The following is a 14927-nucleotide window of genomic DNA, read 5'->3' as shown; positions in this document are numbered from 1 at the left end:
AAGGGTCGGGAACGCTTGACCTTTAACGAGTTAGGCCTCTTGACCTTTATCGAGTTAGGTCTACAGTCCTCGTTCGCAGGAGCCGCCATGAGAGGAACGATGTGTCATGCCCGGAGCGTCGGGGTTTTCCAGGAGATCACTGTTCGCGGGATCGGCGGCGGGCACCGCCGTCGCACTGCTGCCGGCCGGAAGGGCCGCGGCCGCTTCGAAGCCCGAGTCGGGGACCAACTCCGCGGCGTGCGGGGCGAGTTACCGCGCCGCGTACCACTTCACGGTCCCCGACCAGTGGAAGAACGACCCGCAGCGGCCGGTCTGGATCGACGGCGAGTACCACTACTACTACCTCTACAACGCCGACTACTTCACCGGTGCCGTCGGCACCGCGTGGCGCCTGGCCACCACCGGGGACCTGGTCTCCTTCACCGACCGCGGGGTCGCCGTGCCCAAGGACACCACGCCCAACGGCGATGTCTGGTCGGGTTCGGCGGTGGTCGACACCGGCGACACGGCCGGATTCGGCGCGGGCGCGGTCGTCGTCATCGTCACCATGTCCCCCGGCGACGGCACCGACTCCCAGGCGCAGTTCCTGTACTACTCGACCGACGGCGGTCTCACCTTCGCCAACCACGGCACCGACCCCGTCCTGCCCAACCCCGGCGTCGCCGACTTCCGCGACCCCAAGGTGATCCGCGACGAGGACCGGGGCCGCTGGGTGATGGCCCTCGCCGAGAACGACAAGATCGGCTTTTACCACTCCGACGACCTCAAGTCCTGGACGTACGCGAACGGTTTCGTCCACGACGGCATCGGCGTCCTGGAGTGCCCCGACCTGTTCCGCGTCACCGCCGCCGACGGCACCGTGAAATGGGTGCTCGGCGCGAGCGCCAACGGGAAGAGCGCGGGGCTGCCCAACACGTACGCCTACTGGACGGGTTCCTTCGACGGCAGCGCGTTCACCGCCGACGCGAGCGACCCGCAGTGGCTCGACCACGGCTGGGACTGGTACGCCGCCGTCACCTTCGAGAAGCGGGACGCGAGCGGCGCGGTGGACGCCGGCGCCCGGTACGCGCTCGGCTGGGTGAACAACTGGGACTACGCCGCCACCACCCCCACCATCGACTGCGACGGCTTCAACGGCACCGACTCCGTCGTCCGCGAGATCACCCTGGAGAGGGCGTCCGACACCACCTACTACCTCGCCTCCCGGCCCGTCGACGGCCTCGACTCGCACGTCTCCCGCACCGTGAACCTGGGCGACGTGACGGTGGACGGCACGAAGGTGCTCGACTACACCGGTATCTCCTACGAGGTGACGACCGAGATCTCCTGGTCCCAACTCACCGGCGCCGGACTCCAGTTGAGGCGCTCACCGGACGGCGGTCGGCACATCGACGCCGGGATCTACGCCGACTACGCCTTCCTCAACCGACGGAACACGGTGAACGCCGACACGTCCGGCAAGTGGCAGGAGAGCCACACCCCGTTCGACCCGTCCGCCGGCACGGTGAAGCTGCGCATCCTGGTCGACCGCACGTCGGTGGAGATGTTCGTCGGCGACGGCCGCTACGTGCACACCAGCCAGGTGTTCCCGTACCTGCTGGACACCCGGCTCGCCCTGTTCACGATCGGCGGCAGCGCGGTGTTCCGCAACACGGTGATACGCGAGTTCACGGTGTGAGGCAGGCCGGGGCCGACGTCGCCTGACGGACACCGGTGCCCCGTGCCCGCCCAAGGGGCGCGGGGCCGTGTCGATGTGCGGCTCCGCCGCGCGGGCGCGACCAGCCACGACGCACCCGCACCCGCACCCGCAGCCACGAAGAGACAGACCCAACCGACCACTCGCGTACCGCAGTTCACATCCCGGCGGAACCCGGCCCCCGCCCCGACAACACCTCTCCATACGCCTGCATCAGATCCGGCAACCGCAGGGTCGACAGGTCGTCCCGCGACAACATCCCGGGATACACGGACAACCGCAGATCCCGGTACGCACAGCTCTTCTCGTACAGCGTCCGCAAGAACCGCCCGTTCCCCAGCTCGTCGATCCATCCCTGGTCGACCACGTGCCCGGCGATGGACCGCAGCTCGTCCAGCGCCTCCTCGTCCCACACGTCACCGTTCTCCGCCGCCAACACCTCACCGATGGACGTGAGTTCAAGCGGCCGGTACGAAGGAAAGTCGACGCGAGTCGTGAAGCGGGACGACAGCCCGGGGTTCGCGGCCAGCAGCCGGTCCATGCCCTCCGGATAGCCCGCCAGGATCACCACGAGGTGGTCGCGATTGTCCTCGGCCCGCTTCAACAGCACCTGCAAGGCCTCGTCGCCGTACGCATCGCCCTTGCCGTAACCGGAGTTGGAGAGCGAGTACGCCTCGTCGACGAAGAGGACGCCACCGATAGCCGAGTCGATCAACTCGTTGGCCTTCACGGCCGTTTGACCGAGATACTCACCGACCAGGTCCGCCCGCTGCGCCTCGACGAGGTGGTCCCCGCCGAGCAGCCCGAGGGCGTAGAAGACCCGCCCGAGAATGCGCGCCACGGTGGTCTTGCCGGTACCCGAGGGCCCGGAGAAGACGAAGTGCCGTTTCGGCGGCTGGACCGGCAGCCCCTGCCCGGCCCGCAGCCGTGCCATGTTCAACTGGGCGGACAGCGCCTTGACCTGGCGCTTGACCGGCTCCAGCCCCACCATGCGCTCCAGCTCGTTGAGCGCCTCCTCCAGTAAGACGGGATCGGTGGGCCCCGTGGGCAGCGGCAGCACCGGATTCGCGGTCTTCTCCCGCACCGAGTCACCCGCGGAGGGCGACGGCCCGGTCGGCGGCAGACCGGGCTCCGACAGCTTCAGATCCCGCCCCTCCGCGCCGAACAGCGGATCGAGCCCGTCCGGCCCCTCCAGCGCGTCCTGCCCGCCGGAGAGCGTGATCGCCGCGAGGTCGGTCACGTCCTCGGACCCGTCGTACCCGTCGGAGTCGGTGATCGCGGCGAGCCGCGCCGAGGTGTCCATGAACGCGGGGTCGACGCGGTGCACCGCCCGGTACAGGGGGAGCGCGGCGGCGCTGCGCCCGGTGCCCTCGTGGGCCCGCGCCAGCCAGTACCGCAACTCCTTGCGCTGCGGCTGTTCGCTGCGACAGCGCATCAGCGCCGAGGACAGCAGCGGCTCGCCCTGGCCGTACATCTCCAGCCGCACCCGGGCCATGCCGCCGAACAACCCGGCCTCGATGCCCAGGAGTTGATCGTTGATCAGCGGATCCGTGTGCCGGACCAGCTGCTCCCAGTCCTTGACCAGATAGGCCCGGCACGCGTGCAGGAAGCGGACCTGGTGGTCGGTGTCCACGGGCGGGAGTCCCGCCAACGCCCGGTCCAGCTCCGGCACATGACGGCCGTCCAGCCAGTGCGAGGCGTGCGCGAGCAGCAGATCACGCGGGCTCTCCAGCACGGGCTGGACCCACCAGCCCAGCCAGTACCAGGAGTTGAGCGTACGGCGGTGCCTGGTGCGCTGTTCCCCGAAACGTTCCCGGTGCCGGTACATCCGCAGCAGCGCGGTCGTCGTGTCGACGCGCAGCGCGTGCAGTCCGAGCCAGCCGTCGGCCATCCCGGGATCCATCCGTACCGCGGTGCGGAACTCCTCCTCCGCCTGCGGATAGGCGCCCATCGTGTAGGCGTCCACGCCTCGCAGCCACGCGAGGTCGGCCGGGGCCTCGGGGCCCTGCGTGCCGAAGTCCATCACGTCCCCCCACAAACCGTGCCCCCGTTGATTCGCCGCCGGGCCGGCGCCCGTCGGCAGTCTGGGTCGAACCGCTGTGCCGTGGACGGGAGTTGCCGTGGTGCGCGAAGCAGCCGTCCGTCGGTCGCACCCTGGGCATCGTACCTGCGGGGCAGTCGCCCATCGAAGGGTGCCGCACAGGCCGTTTGACGAGGTGGGAGCAGATGGGGCGCACTCAGGACGGTGACCCAGGGTGAGCAAATCACGGCTCGTAACGGCCGGAAAACGTGCTGGGAGCAGAACGAAGCCCCCGATCACGGGGGAACAACCGGGGGCTTCGCGACTCTGGGCGGCTTCGAACCGGCCGCACATTCAGAACGTAAGACCTGTACGGCCCCTGGGTCAAGCCGAGTTGAGGCACTCAAGCAAGTTCGAGCGGAAGGGTCTTCACAAGTTCAGCACACTGCGGGCGGTCCGTCACCGTGGGTGACCCCATGGTCCGGTCCAACCGCCCCTGAAGGCCCCGCCAGCACCTCGTACCCCGTTCTCAACTGCCGTACCAGGAAGTCCGCGTGGGGGCGCGAAGGGTCTTTGGCGAAGTGTTCGTGTTCCGCCTCGACCCATCCGTCCCAGAAGTCCCGCTGCTCCGTTCCGTCCCGCGACCGGCCCCGCGCCCATGACTCCTCCCGGGGCAGCTCCATCCACAGCAGCCCCGCGAGGAACGGGCGCACCGCGCGGCGTCCGGCGCCGACGCCCTCGACGAGGACCACGGGCGCGGGCGGCAGTGCGCGGGGCGCCGCGAAGTGGCGGGCGTGCCAGTCGTAGGGGGCGTAGTGGGCGGTCTCGCCGCGGCCGAGCGGGGTGATCACCTGGCTCAGCAGCCGCCCGGTCCAGCCGAACAGTTCGTCGTGGGTGGCGAGGTCGTCCAGGTGCAGGACGGGGGCGCCGCCCAGCGCCTCGGCCAACTGCCCGGCGAACGTGGACTTCCCGGACCCCGCGTGCCCGTCGACACCGACGAGCCGGACCGGGCCGCAGGACGGGGGCAGCTTGCTCAGACGGTGGGCGAGGTCGTGCATGGCTGGTCCCGGGAGGTCGTGGGGCGGGTGATGCCGCAGGTCGCCGGGACAGTCTAGGGAGCGGTGGCTCCCGCCCCAGCTCATACCACTGGTCGATACCAATATTGGTGGGTGTGGCGAGGTTCGAAGTGCTGGCAGCGGAGTGCCGTGTGTGTTCATAGTGGGCGCACAGTCGTCCATTGGATCTGTCCCGACTGGATCTGTCCCGACTCGGAAAACCCGGGGGTCTTCCGCCCATGAGCAGAGCCGAACATCCGTCCCGCAGAACCGTCCTGGCCGCCGCGGTCGCCGCCGCCGTGGTGAGCGGCACGGGCCCGGCGGTCGCCGCCACCGCGAGCGCCGCCGACACCGCCGACCCCGACCGCGCCCCGTCACGCCCGGTCGACAACCACGCCTGGACCACGTACGCCGACTGGCGCCGCGGCGCCGCCCGGGGCACCCGCGCCGTCGCGGGCTCCCGACCGGGTCTGGAGATCGGCGCCGCCCTCGGCAGCGTCGACTACACGGACCCGCACACCCAGAAGACGGCGGCCTGGGAGTACGGGACCTGGACGTCCCCCGTCCACAAGCTCTCCGTCCCGGCGACGGAGACCATCGCCTCCTGGAACGCGCACACCCCGGCCGGCACCTGGATCCAGATCGAGCTGCACGGCACGTACTCCGACGGCACGGACACCCCCTGGTACGTGATGGGCCGCTGGGCGGCCGGCGACCAGGACATCAAGCGGACCTCCGTCGACGACCAGACGGACGGCAAGTCCACCATCTGGACGGACACCTTCGCGATCGACGACGCCACGACAGGGCTGCGCCTCGCGTCGTACCGACTCCGCCTGACCCTCTACCGCACACCCGGCACCAAGCTCACCCCCACCGTGTGGCGGCTCGGCGCGATGGGCTCCGACATCCCGGACCGCTTCACCGTCCCGGCGTCAACTCCCGGTCTGGCACAGGAGTTGATCGTCCCGCGGTACTCGCAGGAGATCCACGTCGGCCAGTACCCGGAGTACGACAACGGTGGCGAGGCCTGGTGCAGCCCCACCTCCTCGCAGATGATCATCGAGTACTGGGGCGGCCGCCTCACCCCGGAGCAACTCGCCTGGGTGGACCCGGCGTTCGCCGACCCGCAGGTCGACAACGCGGCCCGCTTCACCTACGACTACCAGTACGAGGGCTGCGGCAACTGGCCGTTCAACGCCGCCTACGCGGCGACGTACAAGGGCCTCCAGGGCGTGGTCACCCGGCTCGGCTCGCTCGGCGACCTGGAGACGCTGATCGCGGCGGGCATCCCGGCCATAACGTCCCAGTCGTTCCTCAGCAGCGAACTGACCGGCGCGGGCTACGGCACCTCCGGCCACCTGATGACCGTGATCGGCTTCACCGCCGACGGCGACGTGATCGCCAACGACCCCAACTCGGCCACCGATCCGGCCGTCCGCCGCGTCTACAACCGGCGCGAGTGGGAGAACATCTGGCTGCGCACCAAGCGGTACAACGCTTCCGGAAACCTCTCCTCCGGTACCGGCGGCGTCTGTTACCTCTACTTCCCCGCGCACCCGACCGCCCGCCAGCTCAAGGCCCTCGCGGCGGTGGGCGTGCGCTGACCCCGTGCCGGAGACCGAGGTCCCTGTGACCAAGGTCTCCGGCGCAAAACCCGACACGGATGGCAAGGTGGACGAAACGGGGGAGTCCACCGCACATCCGACCTCTGTGAGCCACCATGACCGCACACTCAGCCAGCGCCGCCCGCACCCGTACCCGCACCGGCGGCCCCAAGGGCGACGGTCCGAAGATCGCCGAGCACCTCATGGGCTGGACCCTTGTCGTGGTGATCGCGATGCTTGTGACCCAAATCGGCCTGCTGTGACCTGACACATACGCGACCTGCCATACTGCGGTTGACCCAGCCCAGTTGGAGAGTCAGAGTCGAAATTGGAAATCAGTCAGCAGCGTGACGTCCCACGTCCCAGGGCACGCGGTACCGAGCGTTCCTTGGCGCGCCGCGCCGAACTCATCACCATCGGCCGGAAGTTGTTCGCCGACACGTCCTACGACGCGCTGTCCATGGATGACATCGCGCGGCAGGCGCATGTCGCCAAAGGGCTGATCTACTACTACTTCCAGTCCAAGCGCGGCTACTACCTGGCGATCATCAACGACTCGGTCGCCGACCTGGTGACCTTCGCGGCGAGCGGTCTCGACCTGCCCCAACTCGACCGCGTACAGCGGACGATGGACAGCTATCTGCGCTGGGCCGAGCACAACCAGGCCGCGTACCGCACGATCGTGAGCGGCGGCGTCGGCTTCGACACCGAGGTGCACGCCATCCGGGACGGGGTGCGCGCGGCGATCGTCGCGACCATCGCCGACGGTGCGTACGGCCGTACCGACATCTCCCGGATCGCCCGCATGGGCCTGTTCGGCTGGGTGTGCAGCGTCGAGGGCGCGACCCTTGAGTGGATCAGCACCTCCGACCTTTCCCGCGAGACGATGCGCGAAATCCTCGTGAAGACCCTCGGCGGCACCCTGCGCGCCATCGAGGAACTGGACCCCGCCCACCCGGCGCCGCCGCCCGCCCGCCGGGACGGCTGAATCCGCGGTTCCGGCCGGTTCGGGACGACCGGGCTATTCTTGAAGTAAGCGGTCGTTAACTGGTGACGCGGGACCTTCGATCGGGCATACTCACAGCGCAGAGCCGCTGGTCAGCCGCTTCCGAGACCCGGGAGCAGGAGCAGCGGCCGCATCCGTGCGGTACCCGGCCACGTCGCCTCGACCCCAGGCGTACGCCCGCCGATGTGCCCGACAGGGAGGAGAGCGTCGCCATGCCCGACCGCGCCCCGCAGCCGGTGGACCGGCAACTGCCCACGGACGAGGCCCGGGATCTGATCTCGCTGGCCCGTGACATCGCGCAGCGCGAGATCGCCCCGAGGGCGGCCGAGGAGGAGGACGCCGGAATCTTCCCGCGCGAGGTCTTCACCCTGCTCTCCCGCTCGGGACTGCTCGGCCTCCCGTACGACTCCGAGTACGGCGGCGGCGACCAGCCGTACGAGGTCTACCTCCAGGTCCTCGAAGAGCTCGCGGCGACCCGCCTCACGGTCGGCCTCGGCGTCAGCGTCCACTCCCTCTCCTGCCACGCGCTGGCCAACTACGGCACCAAGCAGCAGCAGGTCGAGCACCTGCCCGCGATGCTCGGCGGCGGCCTCCTCGGCGCCTACTGCCTCTCCGAACCCTCCTCCGGCTCCGACGCGGCCTCCCTGCGTACGAAGGCGGTACGCGACGGCGAGGACTGGGTGATCGACGGCACCAAGGCCTGGATCACGCACGGCGGCATCGCCGACTTCTACACGGTCATGGCCCGCACCGGCGAGGACGGCCCACGCGGGATCAGCGCCTTCCTGGTGCCCGGCGACGCGGCCGGACTGAGCGGCGCGACACCGGAGAAGAAGATGGGCATGAAGGGCTCGCCCACCGCCCAGGTCCACTTCGACGGCGTCCGCGTCCCCGACGAGCGCCGCCTCGGCGAGGAGGGCCAGGGCTTCGCGATCGCCCTGTCCGCGCTGGACTCCGGCCGGCTCGGCATCGCGGCCTGCGCGATCGGCGTGGCCCAGGCGGCACTTGACGAAGCGGTGGCCTACGCGAGCGGCCGGCAGCAGTTCGGACGCCCGATCTCCGACTTCCAGGGCCTGCGCTTCATGCTCGCCGACATGGCCACCCAGATCGAGGCGGGCCGCGCCCTCTACCTCGCGGCGGCCCGGCTGCGCGACGCGGGCCGCCCGTTCGCCAAACAGGCCGCCATGGCCAAACTCCACTGCACCGACACCGCGATGAAGGCCACCATCGACGCCGTCCAGATCCTCGGCGGCTACGGCTACACCGCCGACTTCCCGGTCGAGCGCTACATGCGCGAGGCCAAGGTCCTGCAGATCGTCGAGGGCACGAACCAGATCCAACGGATGGTCATCGCCCGCCACTTGGCGGGCCCGGAAGCCCACCGAGCGGGCTGACGCCGGGGTCTGTTCGGAGGCCTCGGGCCGCTGACGTGGCGCCCGGCTCCCGCACCTTGACCACGTCCTTCTTCGGCCTGCTCGGCCCACTGGTCATCGACGCGGGGGAGCGTGGCAGGCGCCTGCGGTCCGAGTCGCAGGCTGCCGCCGACCCCGGCCTGGACAGCCTCGTGCGGGAGGGCGCCGTCGCCGATCAGACGCCGTCGATCCCCTCCGCCCTGATCCAGCGGGCAGACCTCAGCGGCGGCGCCGCCAGCCGCACCCACTCCGGGTCGTGCCGCCCCGGCAGGGTGCGGCCCCGGTCGGCCCAACTCCGCATCAGATCAAGGTAGATGGGCGGGTCCTGGGGCTGCGGCGGCGCCGGCGGAACCGATTCTGCCGGTACGGGGACGAAGATCCGGTGCTGACGCCCGGTCGGCGCATAAGTGGGGGTCATACCAAGGCAACGGAAGGGCATGTCGACAAGTCACCGGTGTCGGTAATCGAGCGTGAGTTCACCGGCGTACAGGTCACGGCTATGGCGACCGCACGTGACCTGACGTACCGTCACCTCCACTGTCCCCAGGGGAGGTTAGCCGTGGCAGACGACCGTCCCGTGCCCCTCGACGAGTACCCCGTGCACCAGGTCCCCCTGTCGATGAAGCACGTCGCGACCGGCGACCGGAACGCCTACGACCGCTGCATCTTCCACGTGTTCGACCACGAGGGCCGCGCCCTGCTCATCCTCGGCCTCGGCGTCTACCCCAACGTCGGGGTGATCGACGCCTACGCGACCCTCCGCACCGGCGACGAACTCCACGCGGTCCGCGCCTCGGACGCCCTCGGCGACGACCGCATGCACCTGGCCGTCGGCCCGCTGCGTATCGAGGTGGAGGAGCCACTGCACCGCCTCCGCCTCCGCTGCGAGGACAACTCCCTCTCCTACGACCTCACTTGGACAGCGGAGTTCCCCGCCCTCTGGGAACCCCACCACGTCCAGTACCGCGGCGACCGGCTCACCCTCGAAGGGCGCCGCTTCGTCCAGGCGGGCGGCGTGGAGGGCGTGATCCGCGCGGGCGGAGAGGAGTTCCGGGTCTCCTCCGGCGGCTGGACCGGTACCCGCGACCGGAGTTGGGGCGTGCGGCCGATCCCGGGGGAGGAAGGCGGCCGGCTCGCCGAGGACCACCCCACCGAGGGCTTCCACTGGATCTGGTGCCCGGTCCGCTTCGAGGACCGCTTCCTGATGGTCATCGTCCAGGAGGACGCCGACGGCTACCGCACCCTGAACGAGGCGACCGTCGTCCGCCCCGGCCGCCGCGACCGCCAACTCGGCTGGCCCCAGGCCGAGATCACCTACCGCTCCGGCACCCGCCACCCCGAGCGCGCCCTGATCCACCTCGGCGACGCACGCAAACCCCAGGAACTCGACGTCGAGATCCTGACCTCCTCGTCCCTCGCGATCGGCGCCGGCTACCCACCCGCCGACGACTGGCAACACGGCACCTGGCGCGGCCGGGCCTGGACCGACAGCCGCACCTACGACCTCACCCAGCCCACCCCGCTCGCCGCCTACGGCGTCACCGACCACGCGGCCCGCTTCCGCCTCGACGGCCGGACCGGACACGGCATCTTCGAACACGGCTCCTTCGGCCGCCACGACCCGACCGGCTTCACCGGCTTCGACTCGGTTGCCCCGTAGGGGAGTCGAGACATGGCGACGGCACCCCGCCCGCGCATGACCACCCGTGCCCCGGGGGAACTCGTCTGTCGTCCGACGGTGTGGTGTCAATCCCGCTTTTCCGGTGCCCGCGCCCATCCGTTCTATCGGCTTCGACTCGGCAGCACTGCAGGGGAGTTGAGGCATGGCGACGGCACCCCGCCCGTGCATGACCACTCGTGCCCTGGGGGAACTCGCCCGTCGCCTGACGGTGTGGTGCGAGTGCCGTTTTTCCGGTGTCGCGGGCGTCGGTTCTATCGGCTTCGACTCGGCAGTACCGCAAGGGAGTTGAGACATGGCGACGGCACCCCGCCCCCGCACGACCACCCGAGACCCCGAGGAACTCGCCCAGCGCCTCACCGCCTGGCTCGGCAGCCGTCTGCCCGGCGCCAAGGCCGTCGATGTCAGGGTCCCCGCGTCGAACGGCATGTCCAGCGAGACGCTGCTCTTCGACATCGAACACCCCGAACCCCCGCTCCGCGCCTGCGCGTTGAGACTCGCGGCCGATCCGGCGGCGTACACCGTCTTCCCGGTCTACGACATGCCGCGCCAGTTCCGCACGATGCGCCTGGTCGCCGACCGGACCGATCTGCCGGTACCCGAAGTGCGTTGGCTGGAGGAGGACCCGGGCCCGCTCGGTGCGCCGTTCTTCGTCATGGAGCGTGCCGAGGGACGGGTGCCGCCGGACGTCATGCCCTATACGTACGAGGGCAATTGGCTGCACGCGGCGACCGACGCGGAGCGAGAACACCTGGAGGGCGCCTCCGTCGCGCTCATCGCCCGCCTGCATGACCAAGTCCCGCTGTCCGACGTCGAGTTCCTCGCGCTCCCGGGCGACGGCGACGCCCTGCACCGCCACGTCGCATCCCAACGCGCCTACTACGCATGGGTGGTTGACGGGCTCGCCCGTTCACCCCTCATCGAGAGCGCCTTCGACCGGCTCACGGAACTCTGGCCTGCCGACCCGGGCGAACCGGTCCTCAACTGGGGTGACGCGCGCATCGGGAACGTCGTCTACGACGGGTTCGACCCCGTCGCCGTCCTCGACTGGGAGATGGCGGCCCCGGCCCCGCGCGAGGTGGACCTCGGCTGGACCGTCTATCTGCACCGCTTCTTCCAGGACCTGACGGTCGCCTTCGGTCAGCCGGGCCTGCCGGAGTTCTTCCGCCGGGACCGGGTGGAGGCCCGGTACGCCGAACTCACCGGTCACACCCCGCGCGACATGGACTTCTACACCCTGTACGCGGCCCTGCGGCACGCGATCGTGATGCTGCGCATCGCCTACCGGCAGGCGCACTTCGGCGAGGTGACCGTCCCGGCGGACCCGGACACACTGATCCTGCACCACGACAGCCTGCGGGCCATGGTGCAGGGCAGCTACTGGGGTTGAGCGAGAGCGTTCAGGCGGCGGGGCGCATGACGGGCACCCGCATCGGGCGCGAGCTGGGGCCGCCGACGTGCGAGAAGGGCTGCGTCCGCCAGTCGAGGCCCTGAGGGAGCGTCAACAGCAGCGCGGTGTCCTGCTCCTGGGGCTCCGCGGTCTCGTCGGCGGACCGGGCGTCGGACGCCTCACGACCCGTACCGGCGCAGACCGTCAGCCCGAACGGGTTCCACGGCGACGCACACAGCGCGTGCTCCGGCAGGACCTCCTCGTCGGCGAGGAGCGCGATGGGCTGCACGCAGTCCGGGCAGATCACCCGGTACATCTCGAAGGTGTCGTACGCGTCGAGCTCTTCGGCGTCGAAATCGTCGGATTCGACGCCCTCCGGCTCGGAGTCGACGACGAGCTGCGGCCGCTTGGGCGCGGTGCGTCCAGGGCGCTTAAGACTCTGCATGGGTTCTCCCCCTACTGGGCTGGGCCGTGAAGGCGCTGCGGCCTCGACCACAGCAAGCACTTCCCGTCCCGTCTCCGCGGTAATCACGAGACCATCACGGAGACCGTCCGGGGCCTGTGGCGTTCGTCACATGCCGCTCGCAGATGCCCGAGGCGGCGGCTTTGTCCCCGGCCGCCACACGGGTCGCTCTCCGCCACATCACGAACCGGGTATGACCTGCGCCGCAGAGGTATCGGAGGAGATCAGCCGCACTGTAGGTTCTTGCGTCATGGAGGAGCTGGACCGACAAATCGTGCAGCTGCTCGTCAAGGACGGGCGGATGAGCTACACAGACCTGGGCAAGGCCACGGGCCTGTCCACGTCGGCCGTGCACCAGCGGGTGCGCCGGCTGGAGCAGCGGGGCGTCATCCGCGGGTACGCCGCGGTCGTCGACCCGGAGGCGGTGGGCCTGCCCATGACCGCCTTCATCTCGGTGAAACCGTTCGACCCCAGTGCCCCCGACGACATCGCGGACCGCCTCTCCGACGTCCCCGAGATCGAGGCCTGCCACAGCGTCGCGGGCGACGAGAACTACATCCTCAAGGTGCGGGTCTCCACCCCGCACGAACTGGAGGAGCTGCTGGCCCGGCTGCGCGGCCTGGCCGGCGTCTCGACCCGGACCACCGTGGTGCTCTCGACGCCGTACGAGGCCCGCCCGCCCCGCATCTGACGGACCTGCGTTCGGGGCGGTGCCGGTGAGGCGCGAGACTGTTCCCCATGAGTGAGCGCACCCCCGAGCCGTCGACCGTCCTGCTCCGCCGCGGCGAAGTCCACAGTCCCGCCGACCCGTTCGCGACCGCGATGGTCGTGGAGCGCGGCCAGGTCGCCTGGGTCGGCTCCGAGGGCGCCGCCGACGCGTTCGCGGACGGCGTCGACGAGGTGGTCGACCTGGACGGCGGGCTGGTCACCCCGGCGTTCACCGACGCACACGTCCACACCACCGCCACCGGCCTCGCGCTCACCGGCCTCGACCTGTCCGACGCGCCCTCGCTGGAGGCGGCCCTGTCCCTCCTCCGGGACTTCGCCGCCGCCCGCCCGGCCGACCGCGTCCTGCTCGGCCACGGCTGGGACGCCGCCCGCTGGCCCGGGGGCCGCCCGCCCACCCGCGCCGAACTCGACACGGCGACCGGCGGACGCCCGCTCTACCTCTCGCGCATCGACGTCCACTCCGCGGTCGTCACCACGGCCCTGCTCGACCTCCTCCCCGGCTTCGACGCGCCGGACGGCCCCCTCACCGCCGACGCCCACCACGCCGTCCGCGCCACCGCGCTCGCCGCCATCACGCCGGAGCAGCGCGTCGAGGCCCAACGCACCGCCCTGGCCCATGCCGCCTCCCTGGGCGTCGGTTCGGTCCACGAGTGCGCAGGACCCGAGATCTCCTCCGAGGACGACTTCACGGGCCTGCTGCGGCTCGCCGCCGAGGAGCTCGGTCCGCGCGTCGTCGGCTACTGGGCCGAGCAGGACGTCGAGAAGGCGCGGGAGCTGGGCGCCGTAGGAGCGGCGGGTGACCTCTTCGTGGACGGTGCTCTCGGGTCGCACACCGCGTGCCTGCACGAGCCGTACGCCGATGCCGGGCACGCCGGGATCGCGTATCTCGACGCGGACGCCGTCGCCGCCCATGTCGTCGCCTGTACCGAGGCGGGCCTCCAGGCGGGCTTCCACGCCATCGGGGACGCCGCGGTGACCTCGGTGGTCGACGGCGTCCGGGCAGCCGCGGAGAAGGTCGGCCTGGGCCGCGTCCGCGCCGCCCGGCACCGGGTCGAGCATGCCGAGATGCTCACCCCGGAGACCATCGCGGCCTTCGCCGAGCTGGGTCTGACCGCTTCCGTGCAGCCCGCCTTCGACGCGCTGTGGGGCGGCGAGGAGGGCATGTACGCCCAGCGGCTGGGCGCGGAGCGGGCGCGCGCCCTGAACCCCTTCGCGGCCCTCCTGCGGGCCGGTGTGCCGCTCGCCTTCGGTTCGGACAGCCCGGTCACGCCGATCGACCCGTGGGGGACGGTCCGTGCCGCCGCGTTCCACCGGACGGCTGAACATCGGGTCTCCGTGCGGGCCGCGTTCACCGCGCATACGCGGGGCGGCTGGCGGGCCGTAGGACGGGACGACGCGGGTGTTCTGGTGCCGGGCGCGCCCGCCGACTACGCCGTCTGGCGGACCGACGCCCTGGTCGTGCAGGCGCCCGACGACCGGGTCGCGCGCTGGTCGACCGACCCGCGCTCCGGCACACCCGGACTGCCCGACCTGACGCCGGGTGGCGACCTTCCCGTCTGCCTGCGCACCGTCGTGGGCGGACGGACGGTGTTCGTACGGCCGGGCGAGTGATCTCCCGGGGTGGCGCGCCTCCGATCCACGGCCGCCGTCCTGTCGCGCGACCTGCGCATCCTCTGCCCTGACCAGCCGGTTGAGGGAGAAAGGCCAGGTCAAACGGCTGTTGACAGGCGGGCGCAGGGGGCCGGTAGGTTCGTCCGAGTCCACCACCGGACGCCCGACCGGGGAACCTCCGAGCAATCGCCGAAGCGCCGCTGGGTCAGGGTCGGTGTGCCGCACCGGGCACCGTCACTGGGAGCCAGGCTCAGCGCCCG

Annotated in this window: 13 protein-coding genes; 10 read left to right on the top strand and 3 right to left on the bottom strand. The window is 70.8% G+C overall.

Going from position 1 to position 14927, the window contains the following annotated elements; translation table 11 throughout:
• The first annotated feature begins 106 nt into the window (after positions 1-106).
• Positions 107-1678: a glycoside hydrolase family 32 protein gene (locus OG407_RS11185; RefSeq protein WP_405857359.1), complete on the top strand. Its 1572-nt coding sequence runs from the start codon at positions 107-109 to the stop codon at positions 1676-1678.
• Between the two features lie 175 nt (positions 1679-1853).
• Here the strand turns inward: OG407_RS11185 and OG407_RS11180 are convergent, their stop codons facing one another.
• Both OG407_RS11180 and OG407_RS11175 read right to left on the bottom strand, forming a co-directional pair.
• Positions 1854-3719 (bottom strand): AAA family ATPase, encoded by a 1866-nt coding sequence (locus tag OG407_RS11180; RefSeq protein WP_405857357.1) that lies wholly within the window; start codon positions 3717-3719, stop codon positions 1854-1856.
• 434 nt (positions 3720-4153) lie between these two features.
• The gene (locus OG407_RS11175; protein WP_405857355.1) at positions 4154-4774 is read right to left on the bottom strand and encodes a uridine kinase; all 621 of its coding nucleotides are present in this window, start codon (positions 4772-4774) and stop codon (positions 4154-4156) included.
• Positions 4775-5010: 236 nt separating this feature from the next.
• Between OG407_RS11175 and OG407_RS11170 the strand changes: the two genes are divergently transcribed.
• From OG407_RS11170 to OG407_RS11140, 7 genes are all read left to right on the top strand, one after another.
• On the top strand, positions 5011-6378 hold the full coding sequence (locus OG407_RS11170) for a peptidase C39 family protein (protein WP_405857353.1): 1368 nt from the start codon (positions 5011-5013) through the stop codon (positions 6376-6378).
• 116 nt (positions 6379-6494) lie between these two features.
• The gene (locus OG407_RS11165; RefSeq protein WP_405857351.1) at positions 6495-6641 is read left to right on the top strand and encodes an SCO1431 family membrane protein; all 147 of its coding nucleotides are present in this window, start codon (positions 6495-6497) and stop codon (positions 6639-6641) included.
• A 65-nt stretch (positions 6642-6706) separates the two neighbouring features.
• Positions 6707-7366, top strand: coding sequence for a TetR/AcrR family transcriptional regulator (locus OG407_RS11160; protein WP_405857349.1), 660 nt, complete (start codon positions 6707-6709; stop codon positions 7364-7366).
• Between the two features lie 230 nt (positions 7367-7596).
• The gene (locus OG407_RS11155; RefSeq protein WP_405857347.1) at positions 7597-8778 is read left to right on the top strand and encodes an acyl-CoA dehydrogenase family protein; all 1182 of its coding nucleotides are present in this window, start codon (positions 7597-7599) and stop codon (positions 8776-8778) included.
• A gap of 56 nt (positions 8779-8834) precedes the next feature.
• Entirely contained in the window at positions 8835-9110 is a 276-nt protein-coding gene (locus tag OG407_RS11150) for a hypothetical protein (RefSeq protein WP_405857345.1), read from the top strand.
• A 245-nt stretch (positions 9111-9355) separates the two neighbouring features.
• The gene (locus OG407_RS11145) at positions 9356-10456 is read left to right on the top strand and encodes a hypothetical protein (RefSeq protein WP_405857343.1); all 1101 of its coding nucleotides are present in this window, start codon (positions 9356-9358) and stop codon (positions 10454-10456) included.
• Positions 10457-10769: 313 nt separating this feature from the next.
• Complete coding sequence (locus OG407_RS11140) at positions 10770-11864, top strand: phosphotransferase family protein (protein ID WP_405857341.1); 1095 nt, start codon at positions 10770-10772, stop codon at positions 11862-11864.
• A 10-nt stretch (positions 11865-11874) separates the two neighbouring features.
• Here the strand turns inward: OG407_RS11140 and OG407_RS11135 are convergent, their stop codons facing one another.
• Positions 11875-12309 carry a hypothetical protein gene (locus tag OG407_RS11135; RefSeq protein ID WP_327405497.1) on the bottom strand — a complete coding sequence of 145 codons (435 nt, stop codon included), beginning with the start codon at positions 12307-12309 and terminating at the stop codon, positions 11875-11877.
• Between the two features lie 268 nt (positions 12310-12577).
• Here OG407_RS11135 and OG407_RS11130 point away from each other — a divergent pair, with 268 nt between their 5' ends.
• Complete coding sequence (locus OG407_RS11130; protein ID WP_026150833.1) at positions 12578-13018, top strand: Lrp/AsnC family transcriptional regulator; 441 nt, start codon at positions 12578-12580, stop codon at positions 13016-13018.
• Between the two features lie 47 nt (positions 13019-13065).
• The gene (locus tag OG407_RS11125) at positions 13066-14667 is read left to right on the top strand and encodes an amidohydrolase (protein WP_405857339.1); all 1602 of its coding nucleotides are present in this window, start codon (positions 13066-13068) and stop codon (positions 14665-14667) included.
• Positions 14668-14927 lie beyond the last annotated feature (260 nt).

The organism is Streptomyces sp. NBC_01515, from assembly GCF_045040345.1.
Lineage (GTDB): Bacteria > Actinomycetota > Actinomycetes > Streptomycetales > Streptomycetaceae > Streptomyces.
Note: the sequence above shows the minus strand (reverse complement) of the source record. Positions and strands in the feature narration are given on the sequence as shown.